18 protein-coding genes and 1 pseudogene are annotated in these 26171 nt (G+C 37.6%); 17 read left to right on the forward strand and 2 right to left on the reverse strand.

Annotation, left to right across the window (positions count from 1 at the left end; all coding sequences use genetic code 11):
- The first annotated feature begins 72 nt into the window (after window positions 1-72).
- The 10 genes and pseudogenes from J2S05_RS02550 (at window position 73) to J2S05_RS02595 (ending at window position 15264) form a co-directional block, all read left to right on the forward strand.
- Complete coding sequence (locus J2S05_RS02550) at window positions 73-1443, forward strand: aminotransferase-like domain-containing protein (RefSeq protein WP_306979596.1); 1371 nt, start codon at window positions 73-75, stop codon at window positions 1441-1443.
- Window positions 1444-1712: 269 nt separating this feature from the next.
- Window positions 1713-3722 (forward strand): methyl-accepting chemotaxis protein, encoded by a 2010-nt coding sequence (locus tag J2S05_RS02555; protein ID WP_306979598.1) that lies wholly within the window; start codon window positions 1713-1715, stop codon window positions 3720-3722.
- Window positions 3723-3885: 163 nt separating this feature from the next.
- On the forward strand, window positions 3886-5559 hold the full coding sequence (locus tag J2S05_RS02560) for a type 2 periplasmic-binding domain-containing protein (protein ID WP_306979599.1): 1674 nt from the start codon (window positions 3886-3888) through the stop codon (window positions 5557-5559).
- Between the two features lie 56 nt (window positions 5560-5615).
- Complete coding sequence (locus J2S05_RS02565) at window positions 5616-7325, forward strand: sensor histidine kinase (RefSeq protein ID WP_306979602.1); 1710 nt, start codon at window positions 5616-5618, stop codon at window positions 7323-7325.
- A gap of 14 nt (window positions 7326-7339) precedes the next feature.
- Window positions 7340-8539, forward strand: coding sequence for a response regulator transcription factor (locus J2S05_RS02570; protein ID WP_306979604.1), 1200 nt, complete (start codon window positions 7340-7342; stop codon window positions 8537-8539).
- Between the two features lie 24 nt (window positions 8540-8563).
- Complete coding sequence (locus tag J2S05_RS02575) at window positions 8564-9523, forward strand: ABC transporter permease (protein ID WP_370873598.1); 960 nt, start codon at window positions 8564-8566, stop codon at window positions 9521-9523.
- A 12-nt stretch (window positions 9524-9535) separates the two neighbouring features.
- Window positions 9536-10417 (forward strand): carbohydrate ABC transporter permease, encoded by an 882-nt coding sequence (locus J2S05_RS02580; RefSeq protein WP_306979606.1) that lies wholly within the window; start codon window positions 9536-9538, stop codon window positions 10415-10417.
- A 185-nt stretch (window positions 10418-10602) separates the two neighbouring features.
- Window positions 10603-11963 (forward strand): annotated as a pseudogene (locus J2S05_RS02585) (FAD-dependent oxidoreductase).
- Between the two features lie 173 nt (window positions 11964-12136).
- A complete protein-coding gene (locus J2S05_RS02590; protein WP_306979608.1) occupies window positions 12137-14167 on the forward strand; it encodes a Na+/H+ antiporter in 2031 nt (676 codons plus the stop codon).
- A 161-nt stretch (window positions 14168-14328) separates the two neighbouring features.
- The gene (locus J2S05_RS02595; protein ID WP_306979610.1) at window positions 14329-15264 is read left to right on the forward strand and encodes an NADP-dependent oxidoreductase; all 936 of its coding nucleotides are present in this window, start codon (window positions 14329-14331) and stop codon (window positions 15262-15264) included.
- 47 nt (window positions 15265-15311) lie between these two features.
- Here the strand turns inward: J2S05_RS02595 and J2S05_RS02600 are convergent, their stop codons facing one another.
- Entirely contained in the window at window positions 15312-16274 is a 963-nt protein-coding gene (locus J2S05_RS02600) for a nucleoside recognition domain-containing protein (protein WP_306979612.1), read from the reverse strand.
- Between the two features lie 121 nt (window positions 16275-16395).
- Between J2S05_RS02600 and J2S05_RS02605 the strand changes: the two genes are divergently transcribed.
- From J2S05_RS02605 to rlmN, 3 genes are all read left to right on the forward strand, one after another.
- The gene (locus tag J2S05_RS02605) at window positions 16396-16704 is read left to right on the forward strand and encodes an antibiotic biosynthesis monooxygenase family protein (RefSeq protein WP_306981071.1); all 309 of its coding nucleotides are present in this window, start codon (window positions 16396-16398) and stop codon (window positions 16702-16704) included.
- 1 nt (window position 16705) lies between these two features.
- Complete coding sequence (locus tag J2S05_RS02610; protein WP_306979614.1) at window positions 16706-17449, forward strand: metallophosphoesterase family protein; 744 nt, start codon at window positions 16706-16708, stop codon at window positions 17447-17449.
- A 170-nt stretch (window positions 17450-17619) separates the two neighbouring features.
- Window positions 17620-18690, forward strand: a complete 1071-nt coding sequence (gene rlmN / locus J2S05_RS02615; RefSeq protein ID WP_306979616.1) for a dual-specificity RNA methyltransferase RlmN — start codon at window positions 17620-17622, stop codon at window positions 18688-18690.
- A 53-nt stretch (window positions 18691-18743) separates the two neighbouring features.
- Here the strand turns inward: rlmN and J2S05_RS02620 are convergent, their stop codons facing one another.
- On the reverse strand, window positions 18744-20237 hold the full coding sequence (locus J2S05_RS02620; protein WP_306979619.1) for a peptide MFS transporter: 1494 nt from the start codon (window positions 20235-20237) through the stop codon (window positions 18744-18746).
- Window positions 20238-20467: 230 nt separating this feature from the next.
- Here J2S05_RS02620 and J2S05_RS02625 point away from each other — a divergent pair, with 230 nt between their 5' ends.
- The 4 genes from J2S05_RS02625 (at window position 20468) to J2S05_RS02640 (ending at window position 26153) form a co-directional block, all read left to right on the forward strand.
- Window positions 20468-22249: a cache domain-containing sensor histidine kinase gene (locus J2S05_RS02625; RefSeq protein WP_306979621.1), complete on the forward strand. Its 1782-nt coding sequence runs from the start codon at window positions 20468-20470 to the stop codon at window positions 22247-22249.
- Window positions 22246-23769 carry a response regulator transcription factor gene (locus tag J2S05_RS02630; RefSeq protein ID WP_306979622.1) on the forward strand — a complete coding sequence of 508 codons (1524 nt, stop codon included), beginning with the start codon at window positions 22246-22248 and terminating at the stop codon, window positions 23767-23769. The genes J2S05_RS02625 and J2S05_RS02630 overlap by 4 nt, the downstream gene beginning before the upstream one ends.
- 490 nt (window positions 23770-24259) lie before the next feature.
- On the forward strand, window positions 24260-25222 hold the full coding sequence (locus tag J2S05_RS02635; protein WP_306979624.1) for an ABC transporter permease: 963 nt from the start codon (window positions 24260-24262) through the stop codon (window positions 25220-25222).
- A gap of 16 nt (window positions 25223-25238) precedes the next feature.
- A complete protein-coding gene (locus tag J2S05_RS02640) occupies window positions 25239-26153 on the forward strand; it encodes a carbohydrate ABC transporter permease (RefSeq protein WP_306979626.1) in 915 nt (304 codons plus the stop codon).
- Window positions 26154-26171: the final 18 nt, after the last annotated feature.

Consider the following 26171-nt stretch of genomic DNA (forward strand, 5'->3'; position numbering starts at 1 on the left):
ACATTAGCAGTATTATTGTATGGTTTCAATGTTATAATTGTATGCAAGACAATATGTGAGGGGACCTTCTAAATGCCCGTTAATTCATTTGATGACTATTTGTTAACCTGGAAACCAGAGAAATCTAAACTTTCTTCTCCTTTGTATCGTTCAATTGCAAGTATGTTGGAATACGACATTATTAATGGCTTTTTACTCCCACATACAAAGCTACCTCCTCAAAGAGAGCTGGCGGATTATCTAGATATTAACCTGAGTACAATGACAAGAGCTTTTAAGCTGTGTGAAGTAAAGGGGTTAATCTATGCGATTACTGGAAGTGGAACGTATGTAGCGCCAAGCGTACGAAATGCAATTTATAGTAAAGAGTATCAAAACATCATTGAAATGGGTATTATTCACCCAATAGATGAAACAAATAAGATGGTCTCTGATACGGTAAAGAATATCGTAAATAAAGATTACCTGGAAAGTTTACTCAATTATAGTTACCCACTAGGAATGCCCTATCATCTGATGGCTGCAAAAAAATGGATAGAAAAAGCTAATCTAGATATGAGTGTTGATAACATCTCCATTACCTCGGGAGGACAGAATACATTAGCTTTGGCGTTAACTACCATGTTTAATCCTGGAGATAAATTGGCTGTTGATGTATATACCTATCCAAACTTTATTGAGTTAGCTAACCTTCTTCATATTCAGTTGGTTCCAGTAAAGTCTGATGAGACAGGTATGATTCCAGCTGAGTTAGAGGCAGTATGTAATCTAGTACAAGGCGTTTATTTAATCCCTACATGTCAAAACCCTACGGCGGTTACGATGGATATGCAACGTAGGAAAGAGCTTGCGAAGATCATTAATACTCATCGGCTGACATTAATAGAAGACGATATTTTTTCATTTTTAGGAGAGGAGAATCTTCTTCCTATTTCTCATTTTGTTCCTAATCATTTTGTCTATGGAATAAGTACATCCAAATCAATTAATTCTGGGTTGAGAATTGGTTATGTTGCCTATTCTAATCAATTTATAGATAAGATCCAAAATGGAATTTTTAACTTAAACGTGAAGACATCTTCATTTAATGCAGAAGTGATAACAGAACTAATTAATAACGGTGTAGCCGAGCAAATTGTCTTACGGAAAAAACAGTTGATTCAAGAAAGAAATAAGATCTATACAAAATATTTTAATATACCAGCAAATGAGCTAAAGTTAAGCTTTTTTCGCTGGCTTCCAATTCCTTTAAAAGCTGCAGTTAATATTGAGGCCCGTGCTTTAGAGCAAGGAATTCAAATCTATCATTCTGATCGATTCCTAACAAAAAAACATTCAGAAGCTCAGTTTATTCGTCTCTCCATATCTTCTCCAAAGGATACGAATGAATTAGAAACAGGGCTACTTACCCTAAAGAACATGTTAGGAAATACAATGAAATAGATGGAGTTTTAAAATTTAAATGATGCTACAGCGATTAGTAGGAAAAATAATAGTGAAGTACGATTCTTAAGGCGCATACCACGTATAACTGGTATGTGTTTTTCTCATTTTAACTGACATAAATCAATAGAATCTTTAATTCTTATTAAAGAATAATGTGGATTAGACGATATTAAGATTGTTGCAATATACAGAGGTTTTATCCCGGGGATTCAAACAAAGTAATGGATGTTGCGAAATAAAACAAGTAGGGCAGGGAACGGAATTATATGAGTAAAAAAGAAAAGCAGTCCAAAGGAACGTTTATGTCACTAAGAACTAAATTAATTATGGCTTTTAGCATTGTTTTACTTTTGCCGAGTCTTATTATTGGTCTAAGTTCTTATTATAGTGCAAGTACGAATGTTAATCAGCAAATGATCGAATCAACAAAAGAAAGTTTACTTATTATTGATAATACAATTGGTAACTTTATTAATACGCAAGAAGAAAATATTTCTTATATTGCGGATGCAAGTGTTGTGGAGAATGGTTTTCTTGAAGAGGAAACGCCTGAGCAACGTATATTACTAGATACGTTTCAAAATACAAAAGGGGATGTAGAACAGACTTTTGTTGGAACAGAGGAAGGGAATTTTATGAATTCACCAACTTCCTTCCAAAATCCGCCTGATTATGATCCTCGTGAACGACCTTGGTATCAAACAGCTATGGATGCTGGTGGAGAGGTTATTATTACTCCTCCTTATATCTCAGCTTCTTCAAATGAACCTGTTACGACGGTTGCACGTATGACAGCGGATCAGCTTGGAGTGGCAGCGCTTAATCTTAAACTTAGTGTTATTACAGAAATGTTAAATGAGATCTCTGTAGGTAAAGAGGGCTATATCTTCTTGCTAGATCAAAACAATATGTACATCTCGCATCCGACTGAAGAGTTAGGAGAAGAAGCAGATGAAGCGTTTCTTAAATTTCAGGATTCTGTAAGCGGTCAAATTGACTATACATATGAGGGCCGTGAGCAAACGCTTAACTATTTAACAAATGAAGAGACAGGCTGGAAGATGGTTGCTGCAATGTATAAAGAAGAAAGCCAAGAGACCATGGCACCAATCTTTAATACAACGGTGATTGTGATGGCCGTATCTATTATTAGTGGAGCGGTTCTTATTTTCTTCTTGTTACGTTCGATTATTGGTCCAATTTACCGATTAACGAATGCAGCAGAACGAATGAGTCAGGGAGAACTTGGAACAGAGTTCTATGTAAACCCTACTCGTAATGATGAAATCGGACGATTGAGCAAAGCCTTTGAAAAAATGAGGTACTCGTTATCATCAATGGTTTCAAATGTTCAAGATAAGGCTCAGCATCTAGCGGCGTCATCTGAACAGCTTGCTGCAAGTACAGAAGAGAATACAAGAGCAACAGAGCAAATATCTAACGAAATGCAAGAGATGGCAACAGGTGTGGATTCACAGATGGAGAGCATTCATCAAGGGAGTCGTGTCTCTCAAGAGATGTCTAAGTCTGTTCATACGGTTGCAAGTCGCTCCGAACAAGTACAACACACGACATCTAATGCATCAAAGGTTGTAGACAAAGGAAACGATGCAATACAAACCAGCATTGAGCAAATGACACAAATTAAAGGAACGGTACTTGAACTCTCAAGCAGTGTTGAAGGACTTGGAAATCGTTCGAATGAAATCAGCAAGGTTGTTGATGTCATTAAGAGTATTGCAGAACAAACGAATCTTCTTGCACTAAATGCAGCAATTGAAGCAGCACGTGCAGGTGAACAAGGAAAAGGATTTGCTGTTGTCGCAGAGCAAGTTCGTAACTTAGCTGAACAATCAGCTGAATCTACTCAAATCATCAGTGACATAATTCAATCCATACAATCTGAGACGTCCAAAACGGTGAAGAAAATGGGTGAAAGTACGAGTCAAGTTGAGAAGGGTATTGAAGTTGTAAATATCGCTGGAAAATCGTTCACTGAGATGAAAAAATTCATTGATGAAGTGGCTGATGAAGTAAGTGAAGTTTCAAATCAGACTAAATCAATGGCTTCAGGGACTGATCAATTCGTACGCACCTTCAATGAGATCCTAGCTATTTCTGAAACGACTTCAGCTAGCACGGAGAATGTATCAGCTTCAACGGAAGAGCAGTTAGCCTCCATGCAAGAAATATCCGCATCGGTTACAACACTAACTGGATTAGCAGAAGAGTTACAAAACCTTGTTCAGCAATTTGATGTAAATGAAAAAGAATAAAATGAATGACTATAGATTTGAGACAGAAATGTCTCAAGTCTTTTTTTATGAAGATTACTTTAAGATTAAAACATTACCATCAACCTTAAAATTATCATGTTTTCGATTGTATGAAAACAAAGTACGATATAAATGTAAGGGCTTACAAAAAAGGGGGATATAGATGAATAAATTACTTAAGGTATCTATGTTAGCAAGTGTCCTGGCTATTGCCGCATGTAGCAATAATGAGGCGGCCAACAAAGAGAGTAAGTTGGAACCAGTTGAATCTGCTTCTGAACTACCGGAGAAATTCGAAGAACCTGTTACGTTAGATTTAATCAAACATGTGTCGGGAGATATTTTTTTCCGAGATGGAGAAACGATTGAAGATAATGTTCATACAAAGTGGGTTAAAGATACCTTTAATATTGACCTTAACTACATGTGGACGACAAGTGGACCAGAGGATACGTTTGATACAAAATTACAGCTTAGTATGTCAGCAAATGAAGAACTACCATCCATATTAGCTTTAAGAAGTGAGATTACTCAGGACTTAATCGATTCTGGCAGAGTCAAAGAGGTTGGAGAGATCTTCGAAAAATATGCGTCACAAACTTGGAAAGATGCAATGGAGGCTGATCCACATGCATGGGATTCTTATACAAGGGAAGATGGCCGCTACGCTATACCTATCTTAGATTATGAAATGAATGGTGACACTGTTTTATTTATTAGACAAGATTGGTTAGATAAACTTAATCTGGATGGGCCAGAAACAATGGACGATGTAGAGGGAATTATGGACGCATTTGTAAATGAAGATCCTACTGGAACTGGAGAAACAACTTATGGTTTGGCAGTTGGTTTTGCTAATGCTCTGAATACGTGGATGTCAACGGCAGATTGGGTGTTTGGTGCTTATGGAGCAATGCCTGATCAGTGGAATCTTGCAGATAATGGGATGCTTGAACATGGATCAATTCAACCAGAAGTGAAAGAAGGATTAGAAACAATGAGAAATTGGATGGAAGAAGGATATATTCATCCAGAGTCTGGACTATGGGACGAAGGGAAAGCTGGAGAACTATTCACTTCTGGTAGAGCGGGGATTATAGCTGGCCCACATTGGATGCCAGATTGGCCACTAAGTGAATTGCTCGATAACGTGGATGGTGCAGAATTCAAGGCCTATGAAATTCCAACAGGTCCTAATGGTTTTTCTGGACGATCTACTGGTATAACATCTCAAAATGGATCTGTCATGATCAACGAAAATGCTACGGAGGAAGAAATACAAGCTTTTTTTGTTTATCAGAATTATTTATTCGAAAATTATGCGAACCCAGAAGTGGGAAGCGAGTTTGAGTATGGATTTGCAGAAGGCTATGATTACTCTTTTGAAGGAGACGAGGTTAAATATCGTGATGATGAGATACCGGGTGGTCGCATAGATCCTGTTAAATATACACTTACCTTCGATGGTGCTAGAATTCCATCCTTGTATATTAACACATTGGCCGATTTTGCAAGAGGAGACGAACCTGAGACACCATTTGAACACAAAATGTATTTACAATATCCAGAGGAAGCTTGGGAAGGCGCTAAGATTGTTGTAGATGGTGAATATAAGCAAATCCCAGGTATGTTTACTGGCGCACCTACTCCTACGATGTTATCAAGACAGGACACATTAGATACAATGCTTTCAGAATCATTTAGCAAAATGATCTATGGAGAATTGTCATTAGATGAATTTGATTCAACTGTGGAAAAATGGAAAAGTTCTGGTGGTGAGGATATCACAAAAGAAGTGAATGAGTGGTACGAAACCGTTGAAGAAAACCGTGAGTAGAAAATCTCCCATTCATACCCTAATAAGCTAAAATAGAGTATGGAAGGGAGACTATTATGAGGAATAAATTAACTCTGTTTAAGAAAGCAGTTATTGTCTTACTAATATTATTGATTCCAACACTTATATTGTATAGTTACTCAAATTATGTGACGGAACAGGTAATAAAAGAAGAAATTCATTCTCGTAACGTAAATCGATTAGAAGTCTCTGCCAACCGCTTAGACGCTGACTTAGAGCAAATCTCTCAATTCTTGATGGCACTAAGCATTGACTCGGACATTAGCAGTCTACGAAATATTGATCTCTATAGTCCTTATGATGCAGTGGTTCTTAAAGAAAAAGTCTCAAATAAATTACTCACATACCAACAGTTGAGCAGGTTATTAGTGGATGTTTCTATCTATATGCCTAACAATGAAAGCGTTATTACGACGATGGCTACATTTCCAGGTCAGCCCAATGATTTATCTGAGTCATGGTCATATATTTCAGATGTAGAAAATTCAAGAGAGATATGGACTAACGAGTATTTTTTGCGCCATGTAAGGTACCCAACTAATAATCAGCAAATAGGAAACGAAGTTGTGATAGAGGCGAGGGTTTATGTGGATAGCATCAGGAAACATCTAGCAGAATTAGAATCAGCAGATCTGAATGATGCTTTTTTGATTCACAATCAATTCGGAAGAATAACCTCAAGAAATCATACGTATAAACCAGAAAATAGTAATATGAAGGAAGAAATGAAAGGTGATAGTGGAACACTGCAGCTTACTTATAATGGAAAGCAACACCTTGTAAGTTATGTTCAATCAGAAGCATTAGGGTGGACACTTGTAGATTATGTTCCATTGGAAGAAGTTCTTTCTCCTGTCTATAAGAGTAGGCACCTTTTATATGGGTCCGTTGCTCTAATGGTGCTACTTGGCTTTATTTCTGGATGGCTATTGTACAAGAATATTCATATTCCAATCCGTCAATTAAAGGATGGTATTAAAAGAATTAAGCGGTCTGATTATTCTGTTCGAATGGAGATCGGGATCCAAAATGAATTTAGCTCTCTTATGAGTGGATTTAATGAGATGACCGTGCAGATTCAAACATTAATTGAACAAGTGTATGAAGAAAAGATTCGTTCTCAAGAAGCATCTCTTAAGCTTTTACAGGCCCAAATTAATCCACATTTTCTCTATAACTGTTTGTTTTACATTAAGAATATGGCGAAAGTACAACAAACCGATGCAGTCGAAGCGATGGCTTTGCACCTTGGACAATATTTTCGATATCGAACAAAAGTCGAAGAAGAAAATACACATCTGTCGGAAGAGATGGATCTTATTAGTACGTTTCTCGCCATTCATTCTTTAAGAAAACGTTCACTGACTTACTCTATTTCTATTCCAAAACAAATGGAAGACTTGATCATACCAAGGCTACTTATACAGCCTATTGTTGAAAATGCGGTTGTACATGCTATTGAGAAACTTGAGGGTAATGGTCACATTACTATAACTGGAGGAATACTCAAAAACGGCTATTTTGTCGCTGTAGACGATAATGGTAAAGGTTTAATGGATCATGAACGTAAGGTATTAAAGAATGAGTTGGAATTAGACGAAATGCTTGAGGGAAGTTACGGAATGAGAAATGTTCATCACCGTTTAAAAGGAAGGTACGGTGGAACTTCGGGCCTCTCTATAGAAGAGTCAAAACTTGGCGGGCTTCGTGTGGAATTAATTTGGGAGACGGGGAAGTCAGATTAAGGGGATGCGTTTATTTGTATACACTTTTATTAGTTGATGATGAAGAAGCAACTCTACTTGGGATAAGAGCTCTACCATGGGAGCAATTATGTATTTCAAAAGTACTGCTCGCTTATTCAGCTAGAGAAGCACTAGAAGTACTGGAAACAGAGAAAGAAGTACATGTTGTTGTTACAGATATCTGTATGCCAGGAAAAACAGGAGTTGAGCTTTTATCGGAAATAGAAGTTAGGGGATACCAAACAAAAGGTTTGCTTCTTTCTGGTCATGCGGACTTCACATATGCTAAGCAAGCTATAAGAGCCAACGCCGTAGATTATTTATTAAAACCATGCTCAGATAAAGATTTAATGGATGCTGTTCAGTTTGCAATTAAAACAAGTCTAGAGGAACGTCAAGCAATAGTTGAGAGGAATCAGTTGGTTGCTCAATTCAGTCATAACCCTGTATTCCTGGGTGAGACTTTATTAAAGAGTTGGCTTCAATCAACTAATTCTCTGGAAACTATTCAACAACAAATCAACAAATATCAACTTCCAATCAATCTAAATCACTTATGCATGTGGCTCAACATTCAGAGTAATGAAATGAAAGATTTTTCATTTATAAATGGAGTTGTTGCGGAGTTCCTTTCTGACTTTTCTTTTCAAATGATTATGAATGAGTCGTCATCAAGCATAAAGGTGTTACTTTTTTGCAACAAAGATCAAATAGAGTGGGAAAAGAAAATAAGGTATGATCAGCTTCCATATTTAAAAAAAGAGTTATTTTTCAGATTAAAAGGGAGCTGTTCCATACAATTGACCGAACCATTTATTTTTAGTGATCAGCTAAGACAAACTTTTGAACTGATGGAGAATACGGATAATCAAGAATTCATTTTAGCAAATAAACCCGCTGCGGAGCTGCTAGTTGATCGCGTTCATCAATTTGTATATCAACATTTAGATAAGCACCCCACTCTTCAGGATGCAGCAGACCATTTAAATGTGCACGCTGCGTATCTCTCAAAAATTTACAAAGATGTTTCAGGTGAGAACTTCTCAGATTATACACATCGGTTAAAGATGGAGAACGCTGTTCATTTATTAGTTCACACAAACAAAAAAATTAATCAAGTTGCCACCATTTTGGGCTATAGCGATTCTTCCTATTTTATTAAAGTGTTTAAGAAGTATTTTAGCAAAACGCCTCAAGAATTTAGAAGTGGGTAAGAAAGAAAGGAATGTGATCATTTAGTGGGCCCTGTAACTAATCAAGAAAAGCAGTCTGTTCCTAAACAGCCTTCTATCAAAAAGAAACAAAGTTGGAACCTAAAACGAAATTGGCCATTACATGTTTTAGTTATGCCGGCAATTCTTTTGGCTCTTGTATTTAATTACGTACCACTAGGCGGTATCGTGATGGCTTTTCAAGAGTACAAACCTTGGCTTGGTTTTAGTGGGTCTGAGTGGGTAGGGGTAGATCAATTTAAGAGAATTTTTGAATTTAGTGAGGGCAGACAAGTTATATGGAATACTCTTGTCATTTCCAGTTTTAAAATTGTATTTCAATTAATCATTCCAATTATATTTGCATTGCTTTTAAATGAAGTTCGAGTTATGGCATTTAAGAGGTCCATCCAAACGTTGGTCTACTTGCCACATTTTCTTTCTTGGGTGATTCTAGGTGGAATCCTACTAGATCTTTTAAGTGTTGATGGTGGATTAGTGAATCAGTTACTTAACTTTTTTGGGATGAAATCGATCTTTTTTCTCGGTGATGGAGACTGGTTTCGAGTAACCGTAATTGCAAGTGACGTATGGAAGGATTTCGGATTCTCAGCCATTATTTTTTTAGCTGCACTTGCGGGCATTAATCCCAATCTATATGAAGCAGCTGTTGTTGACGGAGCAAACAGATTCCATCAGGTTCTATTTATTACGTTGCCTGCTCTTTTGCCCATTACAATAGTAGTTGCAACACTTGCTTTAGGTAATATTTTAAATGCTGGATTTGACCAGATCTTTAATCTTTATAATCCACTTGTTTATGACAAGGGGGATATTATCGATACGTATGTGTATCGTCAGGGATTACTTGGAGGAAATTTTAGTTATGCCACAGCTGTAGGTCTATTCAAATCAGTCATTGCTTTTATATTAATTGTTATAGGTTATCGTTTAGCCTATAAATATGCCAATTATCGCATCTTTTAGGGAGGAATGAGTATGAACCACACTAGTACAGCCTATCGAATATTCAGTATTTGCAACATCATCTTTTTATCTTTATTAGGACTGGTTTGCATCATTCCTCTTATTCATATATTAGCTGTTTCATTTAGTGCACCAGCACCTGCTAATGCGAATTTGGTACGATTTCTACCGATAGATTTTACAGTATCAGCATGGCAACAAACGCTTGGAAATGATAACTTTTTAAGAGCACTATGGAATGGCGTAACAAGGACAGTGTTAGGTACAGTTGTAAGTCTTGCAACAATCACTCTTGCAGCATATGCATTATCTAAAGAAGATCATGAGTTCAAAGGAAGGAAGTTTTACATTTATTTTCTTGTATTTATTATGTTATTTAATGGAGGTTTGATTCCTACCTATATACTTGTTCAGAATCTTGGTTTAATCAATACAGTTTGGGCATTAGTACTACCAGGGGCTGTTAATGTATTTAACCTTATTCTACTTCTCAATTTTTTTCGGACCGGAGTTCCTAAGTCACTTGAAGAGGCGGCACTAATTGATGGAGCGGGCCACTTTAGAATCTTATTTAGTATCTATCTGCCAATTTCATTACCTGCACTTGCAACGGTAGGTCTATTTACAATGGTAGGACAGTGGAATTCGTGGTTTGATGGGTTAATTTATTTAACGGATGCATCTAAGTTTCCATTATCTACATTTCTACAAACAATCATCGTACAAAACGATTATTCTCAAATGAATGTTAATTCAGATGAAATGAAAGCAATGTCCGAGAGAACAGTCCGTTCCGCCCAAATTTTTATTGGTGCTTTACCAATCATTTTAGTTTATCCATTTCTACAAAAGTATTTTGTTAAAGGAATCGTATTAGGGTCTGTTAAAGAATAATAATGCATGTAAAAGAAAAGGAAGTAAAAAAGCTTCCTTTTTTCTAAAAATAACTTGCTCAATATTTCACAATGTGATAATCTGTATTCATAGAGACACAGGAGAGGAAAGTAACCTACTCTTGTGAAGTGTTGAACAATCATATGTGATTATTTTCACAAATACATTCTATTGGAGGAATTACCATGAAAGTAATAGTTATTGGATGTACCCACGCTGGAACAGCAGCCGTTTCAAATATAGCAACTCTTCACCCAGAAGCAGAAGTGACCGTATATGAACGAAACGATAATGTCTCTTTCTTATCATGCGGAATTGCCCTTCATGTTGGTGGAGTTGTAAAACAGGCGGATGATCTATTTTATTCTTCACCTGAAAAGCTGGAACAATTAGGTGCCGTAATGAAAATGGAACATGAGGTACTGGATGTAGATACTGAAGCAAAAACCATCCGTGTGCGTAATTTAAAAACCGGAGACGAAATCATTGATCGTTTTGATAAATTAGTATTAGCTACAGGCTCTTCACCGATTGTTCCACCCATTCCAGGTGTTGGTCTTCAAAATATTCAGCTTGCCAAGAACTATCATCAGGCAAAAGAAATTATTGAAAAAGCAACAGAAGCAAACAATATTGCAGTCATTGGTGCTGGTTATATTGGTGTAGAATTGGTAGAAGCTTTTGAAGCCTATGGTAAACATGTTACGTTTATTGAAGGATCAGATCGTGTGTTAAATAAATATTTAGACGAAGAATTTACTGAGGTTGTTGAACAGGAATTAAGCGAGCATGGTGTTCAACTTGCACTTAATGAGACGGTCGAGCTATTTGTTGGTGATGATGCAGGACGTGTTAAGAGGGTTGTTACCTCACAAGCAACGTATGATGCTGATCTTGTTCTACTCTGTGTTGGATTTAAACCGCAAACAGATCTTTTAAAACATAAAGTAGATATGCTGCCAAATGGCGCGTTAATTGTGAATGACTACATGCAGACAAGTCATCCTGATATTTATGGAGCAGGAGATAGCTGCGCTGTGTATACAACCCGGCTCGGACACATGCCTATATTCCACTCGCTACAAATGCAGTTCGTATGGGTACGCTAGTTGCGCATAATATTGTGAAGCAAAACGTTAAATACAGGGGGACTCAAGGAACATCAGGTTTAAAGCTTTATGATCTTAATATGGCTTCAACGGGAGTCACTGAAGCAAATGCTTTCTTTTTCGGATTGAATGTGAAAAAAATCACAATTGATGAATCATATCGCCCTGAGTTTATGCCAACGGCTGAGAACGTGAAGCTAAAAATTGTATATGAAGCTGAAACAAAGCGTTTAGTTGGTGCTCAAATTATGTCTAAGGTTGATCTGACACAAGCTATGAACACATTATCTGCGTGCATTCAGCAGAACATGACGATTGAAGATTTGGCTTTTGTTGATTTCTTCTTCCAACCTCACTATAACCAGCCTTGGAATTATCTAAATAAAGCTGCCTTAAAAGCGATGGAGCAAGAGCAAGGTCAGTTGGTAACAGTTTGATTACTACGATCAAAGGAGTATGTGTTTCCTAAACAGGAACCATACTCTTTTTTGATTAAAAAAAGTCTAAGCACAATTTAGTCTTCCAGAATCTTATTTATGATAAAATGGATTTTGTTTCATACTACATAATGACGGTAGTTTGTTTTTATAGAGTGAAGGGTTGGTACACCATGGATGTCATGTATATCGTTTTATTGTTGTTCTTTATTATTGGGTTATCTAATGTCATTCAAAGATTTGTTCCGTTTGTTCCTCTTCCTTTGGTTCAAATTGCGATAGGAGTAGTCATCTCGATCAGTCCATCGGGGCTTCATATTCCTCTTGAGCCAGAGTTGTTTTTTGTTTTGTTTATAGCACCTTTGCTATTTAATGATGGAAAAGTAACCCCTCGAGATGAGTTATGGAAGCTTAGAAGACCAATTCTTCTTTTAGCGCTTGGGCTGGTGTTTGCGACAGTAGTAGTTGGTGGATTATTTATTCATTTTCTTATTCCATCGATTCCATTGCCAGCGGCGTTTGCACTAGCGGCTATTTTATCGCCAACGGATGTTGTAGCTGTTGGTTCCATTGCAAGTCGAATGAGAATGCCTAAAGGAATTATGCGACTTCTTGAAGGAGAAGGCTTGATGAATGATGCATCTGGTCTTGTTGCTTTTAAATTTGCAGTTGCAGCAACGGTGACAGGCTTTTTCTCAATCTACCAAGCAGCTGGGAGCTTTTTGCTTATTGCGATAGGTGGGTTAGTATCTGGAGCTCTAATGGCGCTATTAATTATTTGGATAAAAGTTTTATTGCGTCGTTTTGGACTTGAGGATATTACCGTTCATATGTTAATACAAATTATTACGCCATTTGTTATTTACATATTAGCTGAGGAACTAGGGTTCTCCGGTATTTTGGCAGTTGTTGCTGCAGGTGTTGTTCATGCCGTAGAACGAGAGCGCTCAGAGTCACGAACACTCGAACTCCAAAAGGTATCGGACAATACCTGGTCGGTCATTCTGTATATCTTAAATGGTTTAGTGTTTGTTTTGCTTGGTCTGCAAGTACCTGATGCAAGCAGAGTGATTTTTTCTGATCCAACTTTCAGTAACTGGGATGTAATCTGGTATATTTTCGCCATTACAGCCGTGTTATTAGCGCTTCGCTTTATTTGGCTAACGCTATTTTGGAGAAAAATAAAACCACTACTAACTTTTAAGGAAAATGATCTAGCTAAATTTCGTGCTATTACTACGTTAACGGTTTCTGGTGTGCGTGGAGCTGTAACGTTAGCTGGTGCTTTCTCTATTCCGTATGTTATTGGTGACGGGTCTGCTTTTCCAGAGCGTGATCTGATTATCTTTTTAGCGGCCGGCACAATTCTTCTGACATTAATCATTGCCAGTGTCTTTTTACCATTATTGGCTAAGCAGACTGCTGGAGAGAGTATGGATCAAAAACAACTTGATTTTGAACAAGCTGCAAACAGAACCTGGCAGGAGGGACGTACCTATCTGCAACATTTGAGGACTTCTGAAAATCGTGTGGCTTATCGTAGGTTAACGAGAGAATATCTGCAAGCTTCTGGAGATATCTTTTTTGGAAATGGGTCAAGCTGGGACTTTAGCTTAAAAAGAAAAGAACAGCATGTTCGTTTTCATGCGATGCAAACAGAGCATCGACTTCTTGCTGAAGAACTTAAGACAAACGACCAACTTTCGGATGCAGCTATTGCTTATCTCGAATTACGCTTACAAATGATTGATGAAGTTCTTAGTCATAAAACATGGTTCTCCCTGTTTGCAATTCGTTTGAAACGATTAGCTCAGCGGGTAGTACCAGGTACAAAGCATAATAACTTAAGCACGGCTGATGGCAAGGTCATTCGAGAGATTCTCTCCAAAGTCTATACACAGATCATTAGTGATCTGCAGAAAGGACTCAAGTCAGAGCAAAATCATGCAGCATGCTTAAGTTTAATACCACTTTATGAACGCGTTCTTCATCATATCAGTGAATCTGATCATGCTGTTGATCCGGTCATTGAACATCAAGTATTGGACCTTCATTATCAAGTAATGGAAGAGATGCGTAGAGTGACACAACAGCTCTTCCAGGAAAATAGTATATCTAGAGAAACAACTCAGAAACTACGTAGATACTTAAACTACGTAGAGGCCGCTGTGGCAGAAAATGCGCAGACACCGGCAGATCATTAAGATTAAAAAGAACCTTCACCCTTTTTTAAAAAGGTGGAGGTTCTTCATATATCCATTTAATCACTTTTTGATCATTTTACATCGTTCAAGTAACTAAATGTGGCTTGACTCTGTTTAAAAAGGGAATAGTAAAGAACAGATAAAAAGAAGGAGTGTTCTTTATGAAAGCAGTTGTCATTAATCAATATGGAAACAAAGAGGAGTTAAAAGAACAGGAAGTACCTAATCCTCAACCGGGAAAAGATCAGGTAATCGTAAAGCTAGAAGCGACATCAATTAATCCAATTGACTGGAAGCTTCGTGAAGGATATCTAAAAGGGATGTTTGATTGGGAGTTTCCGATCATACTCGGCTGGGATGCAGCGGGAGTTATCTCAGAGGTTGGGTCGGACGTAACCAAATGGAAAGTTGGTGACCGAGTATTTAGTCGTCCCGACACAACAAGAAAAGGCACGTACGCTGAATATACGGCTGTAGATGAGCACCTGTTGGCACGTGTTCCTGATTCCACTTCATTTGAAGAGGCAGCAGCAGTTCCTCTTGCTGGTTTAACAGCTTGGCAAGCGCTGTTTACTCATGGTGAGTTGAAAGAAGGAGAATCAATTCTCATTCATGCGGGTGCAGGAGGAGTTGGTGTTTTTGCCATCCAGCTGGCTAAACACTTCGGCGCGCATGTCATAACGACGGCTAGTGAGAAGAATCATGAACTATTGTATTCACTAGGCGCAGACCAGGTTATAGATTACAAAAAAGAAGACTTTAAGGAGATCGTGTCAGAAGTTGACGTTGTGTTTGATACGATTGGAGGTCAAGTTGAAGAAGATAGTTATCACGTATTAAAAAAAGGAACAGGTCGATTGATTTCTATTGTAGGAGAGCCTAATCAGGAACGCGCGAAATCACTTGATATAAAAGCCAAAGGAATTTGGCTTGAGCCAAGTGGAGAGCAGCTGCAAGAAATGGCTGACCTTATAGAACAGAAAAAACTAAAGGCAATTGTTGGAGCAACATTTCCATTTAGCAGAGAAGGAATATATGATGCCCATGCACTAAGTGAAACACATCATGCAGTTGGAAAGATTGTTATAGCTTTTTAACTATAAAAAGGATGGAGAGATATTTTGATATCTCTCCATCCTTTTATTTAATGTACATACGACTCATCTGGTTGCTTCATCCGTTTTCGATCATATTGATTCCAGACACGTGAAATGACAATGGTAAGCAATAGCGCAGCGGCTAACCTAATGAGAAGTAGCGGCCAAACTGGGATACCTAATATTAAAAATACCAATGTGTCTTCAACAACGGCATGACAGGCTACTAGGAAGATAAAGACAATATAGAGATCTTTCTTTTTGACCTTATCTTCTTTCACCGCATCAATCATGACACCTGCTCCATACGCGAGACCAATTGAAAGTCCTGAAGCGAGCGTGATAGACGTGTTTTTTTCGACGCCAATTAATTTTGTAAGTGGTGAAAGACTAGTAGCAATGAGTTTTAGCCAATTTTTTTCGCGCATAATTTGTACAATCATCATAAGAGGAATCACAATAAGTGCGAGCTGTAAGATACCCATTAGACCTGCCGTAACGCCTTCTCCAATAATAGAAAGCCAGCCAGTAGATTCTGCTCCTACAACTGCTGCTTCTGAGCCTGAACTAAATCCGTATACTGCTTGTTCGCCCCCACCTTGCCAAACAAGATTAATAATAAATGCTGAAACAAGGGCCAGTCCTATTCTAACTGCAAGAATAATTGAGATTCTCAACCCAACCTTTGCGGCGACGGCTGATTCAATAAATAAGTTGTGAGAGAATGAAAGCATAATTGCGAGTATAAAAACTTCTTTCACCGTTAAATCCAAGCTAAGAATGGCTCCAATCCCGGCATATAAGTTAAGCGCATTTCCGATCACTAATGGAATGGCAGCTTCACCAGACAAGCCAATGACATTCATTAATGGCGCTATAAATGTAGCAAGCCAATCTAGTACGGGTGTGTAGCCTAATATGGTAACAAAAAGTGTGATTGGAAAAATCACTTTACTTAAGGTCCATGTGGTTCTAAGACCTGAGAGCAGACCTCTTTTTAGCATAAACATCATGTCCTTCCGTGCGTTAATCTACCAAATCATTATACATGATTCAATAAAGAATAATCACTTTTCTTTTTTGCGGTAAATTCGTTATAGTAGAAGGAAGGATAAAGAGAGGGTGAATGAAATGTATGTAGTGATGAATGAATTACACGTACCAAGCGAACGCAAGGAGATGTTAACAGAACGTTTTTCTCGTTCAGCAGATAATATGAGTCAGGTTCCAGGATGTATTGAATTTCTATTCCTTGATAATGAAAAGGAAGATGGAAAGCAGGTTGTTTTTACTAAATGGGAGTCAAAACAGGATTATGAAAATTGGCTAGAAAGTGATGCTTTTCAAAAAGCTCATAAAAGCAAAGGAAGCTCTGAGAAACCTGCTGCACAAACAAATGAACTCCAGGCATACACTGTAGCGCATCAGAGTTCAAAGTAATATGCGAATTGCCGCTTTTTCAGACGTCCATGGAAATGCAGTAGCGTTCGAACAGGTCCTTAAAGATATGAAAGAGATGAGTCCGGATGCCATCTTTTTTCTTGGTGATGCTGTGATGAAAGGACCTCAACCAGGAGAGTGTCTAGAGCTTCTTCAAGGGCTACAGTTGGATGTAGCGGTAAAAGGTAACTACGACCATATGTTCACTCGATTTCCTAAACCGGGATGGACCCCAGCAAATGCAAAGCAGGATATGGTTTTGCAAGCCTTCCATTATGATTTATCTTATTTATCGGAGGCACAGCAAAATTGGTTAGGTACATTACCTGAAAAAGAAAATTTGCTTGTAGATCAGACAAATATTGAATGCTTCCATGCTGCATGGAATTCATTAGTTCAGGTCACATACCCTTGGTCTGCTCCGGAAGAGATGCATCTTCTACATGAGTTTGACCAGACAGATCTCATTCTATTTGGCCATGTACATCACGCGTTTATTAGACAAGCAAATAGGAGAAAAGTCGTCAATACAGGCAGTGTCGGTCTCTCTTTTGATGGAGATCCACGTGCAAGCTATGCGATTATTGATATCGATGATCAGAACATAGCTGTTCAGCTACGAAGAGTGTCGTATGATCGGGAAAAGGTTATTGAGATTGCTCGTAATCGAAACATGCCTTATCTAGAAGCATTTGAATCAGGTATTCGTCTTGCTACATATCCATCATTTGAGAATACTAGGTAAGAACATAGCTAGCTGTAGAATGATCTTATTCTGTGGCTAGCTTTTTGTTATAGTAGGTGCTATAATATATGGTTGATGCTATTAATAATCAAACAAACAGTATATTTGCGTGAAAACATGGAATTAAGTAAACTATCGATAGAGAGAATCAATTGAAATGAGGGTATATAATGAATAAGCCATCCATATATGGATTAACAATGGAACAGTTGGCAGCTTGGCTAATGGAACACGGTCATAAGAAATTCCGTGCTTCTCAAGTGTGGGACTGGTTATATAGAAAACGTGTGACAAATTTCTCAGAAATGAATAACGTCAATAAAGAGTGTATCCAAGTGTTAGAAGATAACTTTTCCATTCAAACATTAACGGAACATGTTCGACAAGAATCAAAAGATGGAACGATTAAATTCCTATTCCGTCTGCAAGATGGAAATTTAATCGAAACGGTTTTAATGAGACATAAATACGGATTATCTGTTTGTGTAACGACGCAGGTGGGCTGTAATATCGGCTGTAGTTTTTGTGCGAGTGGATTGCTTACAAAGAACCGTGATTTAACAAGCGGTGAAATTGTAGAGCAGATCATGAATGTACAGCTTCATTTAGACGATCGAGGCCAGGAAGAACGTGTAAGCCATATCGTTGTAATGGGAATTGGAGAGCCGTTTGATAACTTCCAGAACACAGTTGATTTTCTTGAAGTGATTAAGGATCACAAAGGACTTGCTATTGGTGCTCGTCATATTACGGTATCAACAAGTGGGCTAGCAAATAAAATTTATGAATTTGCTGATCTAAAGCTACAAGTGAATCTTGCTGTTTCTCTTCATGCTCCAAACAATGAATTACGTACGAGCATTATGAAGATTAACAAAGCGTTCCCAATTGAAAAATTAATGGATTCAATCGATTACTATCTTGAGAAGACAAATCGTCGAGTCACGTATGAATATATTCTTATTAGGGACGTTAACGATCACAAAGCAGAGGCTTTGCAGTTAGCTGAGCTAATTGGGGATAAACGTCATCTGTCTTACGTGAACCTTATTCCTTATAATCCAGTTGATGAGCATGGTGACTATCAACGTAGTACGCCTGAAGCCATTTCTGAATTCTTTGATACACTTAAGAAAAAAGGAATTAACTGTGGAGTGCGTCTAGAACAGGGTGCCGATATTGATGCAGCTTGCGGTCAATTAAGAAGTAAGCAAGAGAAGAAGAAAGAAAAAGTAAACTAAAGGCATTAAAAAAAGCGCCGTCCTAAGTGGATGGCGCTTTTTGTTCGATTAGTTTAGTCTACACCTTGCATAAACTTACGGATAAATGGTGTGAAGAGGTAAAGCAGGATTCCAAGTGCAATAGCGGACCCACCAATGATACCGAAATACATGATTTCATTTTCAATACTGTAGTACTGTACAACTTGCGCATTAATGGCCTGACCAGCAGCGTTAGATAAAAACCATAAGCTCATTGTTTGTGCAGAAAATGCAGCTGGAGCTAGTTTTGTTGTAGCCGAAAGTCCAACTGGTGATAAGCAAAGTTCACCCAGTACAACAATAAAGTAACTCAAAACAAGCCACAAAGGATTCACTAAACCACTACCACCAGAAAGGTAGGCTGGAAAAAGCATAACAAGAAAAGATAAACCGGCAAATAATAAACCAATTGAAAATTTCTTAGGGATGGAAGGTTGTCTTGCTCCTAACTTAACCCAAAGCCATGCAAACACGGGTGCTAACATAATAATAAACAACGGGTTCATGGATTGAAACCAAGCGGGCGATAGTTCGATTCCAGCAAAGCTTAGCTGCGTTCGTTTATCTGCATAATTCGCAAGAATGGTTGACCCCTGTTCTTGAATGGCCCAGAACATGACCGAGGCTATAAATAGTGGGATGTATGCAAGAACTCTTGATTTCTCAGTAGGTGTTGTCTTAGGGCTACGGTACATGACAACAAAATAAACTGTCGGAATTAGAAAACCTAATATACCTATTATGCCAACAAATACGTCAAAGGTTAAGTAACCATAATAAAGGCCGGTTCCTACAAATAAAGCAATGATGATGGCTGCTATGCTGAAGAGTAAGCCAGTCCGTTTTTTTTCTGCATCATTTAACGGATTAGAAGGAAATTGTCCGGCTAGACCAAGGTTCTTAGAGCGAGTTAAAAGAAATGTGATTAAGCCAATAAACATACCTATTGCTGCCAGAGCGAATCCAAGGTGAAAATCTACCTCAGTTCCAACTGTTCCAACAATAAATGGAGAAAGAAATCCACCAAGATTAATCCCCATATAAAAAATACTGAATCCTGCATCTCTACGATTGTCCGTCTCGCTGTACAAATCACCAACAACACTTGATACATTCGGTTTTAACAAACCAGTTCCAAGTACAATCAGAACCATGGACACAAAAAACATCGGGACACTTCCTGGAATAGCTAAAACGATGTGTCCAAGCATAATGAGGACACCGCCATAAAAAACGGCCTTAGAAGTTCCAAACAATCGATCAGCAAGCCATCCGCCAATGATCCCAGACATGTAAACAAGTGAACCATAGATCGACATAATCGCTAAGGCAGTATTTTCAGGTAGTCCAAGTCCTCCTTTAGAGACCTCATAGTACATATAAAAAACTAGAATCGCTCTCATTCCATAATAAGAGAACCGTTCCCAGAATTCTGTGAAGAACAGGGTAAAAAGTCCTTTAGGGTGGCCAAAAAACCCTTTTTGAGGCACACTATCAACTATTTTTTGTTTATCTAGATGAGACATAAAATAAAACACTCCTTTAATATTAGACGATAATACTCTTTAACACTTTAGTTGTCAAAAGTGTTAATAATCAAATGATTTTAAAGAGTTTTATACCGTGAGAAAAATGTCGTAAACGATATAAAAATGTAAAAAAGTAATGTGTATGATGGTGAAATAAAGGTTTTTACTTAGTGGGAAATACGGTATAATCAAATGAAAACGCTTACTTACGAGGGAGCTATGACGTCTTGTTAAAACGAAAGCTTCTCAAATGGATGAATCACTTAAAACTTAGAGATAAATTAATGCTCACGTTTATCGTAGTGGTCTTGATTCCCATTTCGTTAGTGGGAATGATGTTAACTCAAGAGCTAAGGTCGATTGCGTTAGATGAGATGAATAAACAATCCCAATCGAATATTGAAAGGGTAAAGGAAAGAACCTACGATCTTCTTAAGATTCCCACGTTCATATCAAATAGTCTTGAATTTGATAAGGAATTAGATGATCTAGTGAATACCTCTTATCAAACAACGTATGAGGTATTCCAAAGCTATTATCAATACCAGAACTTTCAATCCTACCTTTATACGCAGCGAGAAATAAATAGTATTCGATTCTACATTGATAACCCTACTCTTATTAATAATTGGGAGTTTATACCTGTTGATGACAAGTTAAGGGGAAAAAGCTGGTTTCAGCAGGTAGAGGACGAGGTGGGCTTTAATCAGTGGCGATTATTAGCAGATGAAACGAATCATAACCAAACGTATCTCAGTTTAATTAAACGGATTAACTTTCTAGAAAGTCAAACGTATGGGGTTGTCGTTATTACCATTGATCCGACTCAGCTAAATGCCATTTTAAATCAAGAATCTTTATTAACCTTTATTACAGACGAGGAAGGCCATATTATCTCGTCGAATAAAATGAATTATATGGGAGGATTATTAAGTGATTTTATCGATCCGACCATCTTAAGTGAAACGGGTACACATGAATCGATTTTTGAAGGGGAACAAGCCCAAGTAACAGTAGATCAGCTAAACCCGATGTTAAGTCAGAGTGAATTGAAAATCGTATCTGTTACGTTAAATAATCTTGTTGTAGAGCGGGCGAATCGATTAGGTGTTACTGGAATTATGATTACACTCATTGGGGTAACAGTTGCTGTTGTATTAATTGCTATTTTTTCAAAACTTCTTTCTCAACGACTCTCAAATTTAAGCCGGAAAATTGAACGTGTCGCTGCAGGAGACTTAACAACTAAAATTACGATCGACGGCACAGACGAGATTGGCCAGCTTTCACAGCAATTTAATGATATGGTTGAGAATTTAAAAGGAATGATAGAGCAAGTCCTTGAAACGAATCGTCAAAAGAACTTAATGGAAGTTACACAAAATGAAATGAAATTTAAAATGCTTGCGAGTCAAATCAACCCTCATTTTTTATTTAATACTCTTGAATCGATTCGAATGAAAGCACACATCGAACAAGAGAAGGAAATTGCTAATGTCGTAAAGCAATTAGGCATTATTATACGTAAAAGTCTGGATACGGAAGGAAAACCTCTCCCTTTAGAAAATGAAATGGAGCTGGTTAAAACGTATTTAGATATTCAAACATTTCGGTATGGAGACCGTCTTCAGTATCAATTAAATATTGCACCAGAGTCTAAGCATATACTCATACAGCCTTTAACGATTCAACCAATTGTAGAAAATGCAGTCTATCATGGACTTGAAGCAAAAGAAACAGGGGGAAAAGTAGTCGTATCTACGTATAGACAGGACAACACAATCATTATTTCAGTTAAAGACGATGGAGTAGGTATAAGCACAGATCGATTGGACCAAATTCAGGATATGCTTGAAGAGATGGAGAGCAACGGACAAAACCGGATTGGATTGAGGAACGTACATCAAAGACTTCAAATCATGTATGGATCAAACGCGGGACTTAAGATTTCAAGTAAAGAGGGGGAAGGTACACATATTCAATTCAGCATACCATGGGAGGGGACATGATGTATCAAGTTATCATTGTTGATGATGAACCAATGATTCGAGAGGGGTTACGTTCATTAATACCCTGGGAGCAATATGGGTTTTGTGTAAAAGAGATTGCGAAAAATGGAAAAGAAGCCTTTGAACTGTATCAGCGTCTAAAACCAGATTTAATGATTGTAGATATACGGATGCCAGAAATGGGTGGGTTAGCATTAATTGATCTTATTAGGGAAAAAGATTCAACGATTCATTTCATTATCCTAACGGGGCACGCTGACTTTAGCTATGCACAAAAAGCTTTGTCCTCTAGAGTAGACGGGTACTTGTTAAAACCATTAGATGAGGACGAACTAATAGACCTGCTTATTCAGATTCGGACTGAGCTGCAGAGGCATAACGCAATCAATTTATTAAAGGAAAAAGATCAACTTTGGCAAAGAGATCTTCTAATTAAAGAGACATTGTCTGAACCAATCGACGAAAAAAACCTTATGCCCTTTTATGAAAAATGGAAGGGGCATGGTCTGCTAGCAGAAAGATATCGAATCATATTGGTAACTGTTCCTGAATCCATGGATAAAGTTCATGCATCACTTAGTTCTATTGCTAATGAAAAGAAGGATGCCATTCCTTTTTCTATATGTACCTTTAATGGAGTCATACTTTTTAATGATGCGCTACACACTGAAAAAAAGGTTGCTGCTTACATTCAATCAACAAAAGGCTATGGTGCCATAGGAGCAACAATAACTGATCCAGCCGACCTGTATCAATCCTATGAAGAAGCCCAATCCTTATTAAATCAAACATTTTTATTTGAAGAAGCTACATTCATAACAAAGGATTTGATAGCAGGTGTTCAAGAGCATGAGTCAGAAATAGTAACGGAGCTTTCGATGGATCACTATGTAGAAAGTCTTTCCATTACGATTACTCTTGGTCAGATAGAATCATGTCAATCTCAACTACAGGAGTTCACAAATGAATTGATTAAACGCAAATATGATTCACAGCAAATCAAAAAAAATATTGTCCATCTATATTCAATGGTTATAAACCGGCTTGTTCTAAATGATTCTAGAAAATTAAAATCAATAGAGTCTACGCAATTTAGTACGAGTCAAATTTATGATCAGCATCATGTCCATGCTATTACTGAAGCTGTGAGTGATCGGTTTACAGAGTTAATTCATCTTGTTTACTCGGGAGGAAAGGAAAGTACGATTAAAAGAATGTTAGATTTGATTAAACAGCAATATGATCAAAATCTTCGTCTCGAGTCATTAGCTGATCTTCTTAATTATAATTCTGCATATCTAGGCAAGCTCTTTCGTGAACACACGGGAGAATATTTTAATACGTATCTTGATAAGGTTAGAATCGAGAACGGAAAAAAACTATTAGTAAATGGATATAAAGTTTATGAAGTATCCGAGAAAATTGGATACAAAGATGTGGATTATTTTCATCGTAAATTCAAAAAATACGAGGGTATTTCACCAAGAACATTTCAAAAACAGCAAACAGCGATTAAATGAAGATGAAAAACTGGAGATATGACAAAACAACTCGTGTTAGATGGAATCGAATAAGGTGTACGATATCCCTACATTAAAATCGTCAACTACTAAACAAGCGGACGAAAATGGAGGGCCGACACCAGCGGGAAGTACAGACGTATTGAAATGAACGGGCTAGCCCGGTTCGTTCAATGCCTGCCCCCGGTAAGCGTGCCCCCATTTTCGGGAGCGATAGAGTAGAACCCTTATACGGATAACCCCTAACTCCTCCTTGTTCTAATTGGAACATTCTTCTTTGAGGAACATCTGAACTCTTACATACTATGTATATAATAAGGGTCGAACAATAACGTCATTGTTCGGCCCTTATTATGCTATAAAGAACTCTATCCCAGCTTCTCTTAATTTCGGATGTAAATCACTGATTTTTATCTGATATCTTGTGAAATTTATCATGTATTTCCATCCACTAATCTCGTTTATGATGAGATAAGGAAGGAGAGAAGAGATGAAAACAGAAAAAATGAAAACGCATTCAAAGTTAAATGGATTGTCTCAAAAAAAGAGTTTCTGGACTGTTTTTAAACAACAAAAATATCTATATTTAATGTCCTTACCTTTTGTTGCATGGGTTTTTGTCTTTAACTATCTCCCATTAGGCGGCTGGGTAATGGCCTTTCAAAACTATCGACCTGGTCTTGGTTTCTTTGAACAGGAATGGGTAGGATTTCAACAGTTTATAGAGTTATTTCAGGATGATCGATTCTATCTCGTTCTGAGAAATACCATTGTGATGAGTCTTATGGGATTAACGGTTGGTTTTACCGTACCCATTTTCTTTGCAGTTTTATTAAATGAAATTCGAGTGAAAACATTTAAGCGTACAGTACAAACGGTCTCTTATCTACCTCACTTTGTCTCATGGGTTATTGTAGCGGGAATTGTTACAAAGATGCTTTCAGTTGATGGTGGTGTAGTCAATGATTTGCTAGTTGCTGCAGGTTTGCTTGATCAACCTGTGCAATTTATGACTAAGGGAGAATATTTCTGGGTGATTGTTACACTAGCTGATTTGTGGAAAGAAATGGGTTGGAATTCTATTATATTTCTAGCGGCTATTGCAGGAATAGATCCTCAGCTCTATGAAGCGGCAAAAGTAGATGGGGCGAGCCGGTTTAGGCAGATATGGCATATTACTTTAACGGGAATTAGGCCAACAATTTTAGTTGTGTTAATTCTTTCAATCGGGAATCTTATTACAATCGGGTTTGAAAAGCAATTTTTGCTTGGAAATCCTACGGTTGTGAACTTTTCAGAAGTATTAGAACTGTACGCGTTGAATTATGGAATAGGCTTAGGAAGATTTTCATATGGTACAGCCATTGGGATCTTTAATTCATTAGTGAGTATTATGCTCTTGTTCTTAGCTAATGGAATCTTCAAACGATTCGCGAATCAAAGTGTCATGTAGAAGGGAGGGTGAACCTATGAAAAAGCTATTTGCAAGTAATAGAACAACGGTTAACGATCGATTGTTTGACATCTTTAACTATACATTTTTAACGATCGTGTTTGTGGTTACACTGTATCCATTCCTTAATGTGCTGGCTATTTCATTAAATGATTCCACAGATACGGTTCGAGGCGGTATTCATATTTGGCCGAGGGCTTTTACTCTTGAAAATTACAAAACAATCTTTGAGTATGACAACCTGGTAACGGGATTAATCAATTCAGTGCTCCGTACTGTTATTGGAACGATATTGGGTGTTCTTTCCTCAGCTATGGTAGCGTTTACATTGAGTCGAGCAGATTTTCAAGGTAGAAAGTTTGTATCGATCTTTATTGTCTTAACTCTCTATTTCTCTGGTGGGTTAATACCAGGTTATATGCTAATGAGAGAATTGAACTTAATTAATACCTTTTGGGTGTATATCTTACCCGGCATGGTAAATGCCTTTAACATCATCATTGTAAGGTCGTTTATGGATGGACTTCCATATTCCCTTCAAGAATCAGCAAAGATTGATGGTGCTAGTGACTTCACGATATTCTGGAGAATCGTTATGCCACTTTGTATGCCGGTTTTAGCTACAATTGCATTATTTGTGGCTGTCGGACAGTGGAATGCTTGGTTTGATACTTATCTTTATAATAGTTCAAATCCTGCATTAACAACCCTTCAGTATGAATTGATGAAGATTCTACAGAACACAAATATGGGAGCGTCGGATCCTAATGCGTTCAGGGGAGTAGCTGGAGAAGAAGCGGCTAAGCAAGTTTCTCCAGAGTCGATAAAAATGGCGATTTCTATGGTCACCATCATCCCTATCTTATTAGTTTATCCATTCTTACAAAAGTACTTTGTTCAAGGAATGACATTAGGCGCAGTGAAAAGTTAGTACGTTGTTAAAAAGGAG

This window comes from Alkalicoccobacillus murimartini (assembly GCF_030813245.1).
GTDB classification, from domain to species: Bacteria; Bacillota; Bacilli; order Bacillales; family Bacillaceae_D; genus Alkalicoccobacillus; species Alkalicoccobacillus murimartini.

Excerpts from the sequence above, each read along its gene's own strand:
- J2S05_RS02550 (WP_306979596.1), top strand. The coding sequence starts at position 73 with ATGCCCGTTAATTCATTTGATGACTATTTGTTAACCTGGAAACCAGAG.
- J2S05_RS02555 (WP_306979598.1), top strand. The coding sequence starts at position 1,713 with ATGAGTAAAAAAGAAAAGCAGTCCAAAGGAACGTTTATGTCACTAAGA.
- J2S05_RS02560 (WP_306979599.1), top strand. The coding sequence starts at position 3,886 with ATGAATAAATTACTTAAGGTATCTATGTTAGCAAGTGTCCTGGCTATT.
- J2S05_RS02565 (WP_306979602.1), top strand. The coding sequence starts at position 5,616 with ATGAGGAATAAATTAACTCTGTTTAAGAAAGCAGTTATTGTCTTACTA.
- J2S05_RS02580 (WP_306979606.1), top strand. The coding sequence starts at position 9,536 with ATGAACCACACTAGTACAGCCTATCGAATATTCAGTATTTGCAACATC.
- J2S05_RS02590 (WP_306979608.1), top strand. The coding sequence starts at position 12,137 with ATGGATGTCATGTATATCGTTTTATTGTTGTTCTTTATTATTGGGTTA.
- J2S05_RS02595 (WP_306979610.1), top strand. The coding sequence starts at position 14,329 with ATGAAAGCAGTTGTCATTAATCAATATGGAAACAAAGAGGAGTTAAAA.
- J2S05_RS02600 (WP_306979612.1), bottom strand. The coding sequence starts at position 16,274 with ATGTTTATGCTAAAAAGAGGTCTGCTCTCAGGTCTTAGAACCACATGG.
- J2S05_RS02605 (WP_306981071.1), top strand. The coding sequence starts at position 16,396 with ATGTATGTAGTGATGAATGAATTACACGTACCAAGCGAACGCAAGGAG.
- J2S05_RS02610 (WP_306979614.1), top strand. The coding sequence starts at position 16,706 with ATGCGAATTGCCGCTTTTTCAGACGTCCATGGAAATGCAGTAGCGTTC.
- rlmN (WP_306979616.1), top strand. The coding sequence starts at position 17,620 with ATGAATAAGCCATCCATATATGGATTAACAATGGAACAGTTGGCAGCT.
- J2S05_RS02620 (WP_306979619.1), bottom strand. The coding sequence starts at position 20,237 with ATGTCTCATCTAGATAAACAAAAAATAGTTGATAGTGTGCCTCAAAAA.
- J2S05_RS02630 (WP_306979622.1), top strand. The coding sequence starts at position 22,246 with ATGATGTATCAAGTTATCATTGTTGATGATGAACCAATGATTCGAGAG.
- J2S05_RS02635 (WP_306979624.1), top strand. The coding sequence starts at position 24,260 with ATGAAAACAGAAAAAATGAAAACGCATTCAAAGTTAAATGGATTGTCT.
- J2S05_RS02640 (WP_306979626.1), top strand. The coding sequence starts at position 25,239 with ATGAAAAAGCTATTTGCAAGTAATAGAACAACGGTTAACGATCGATTG.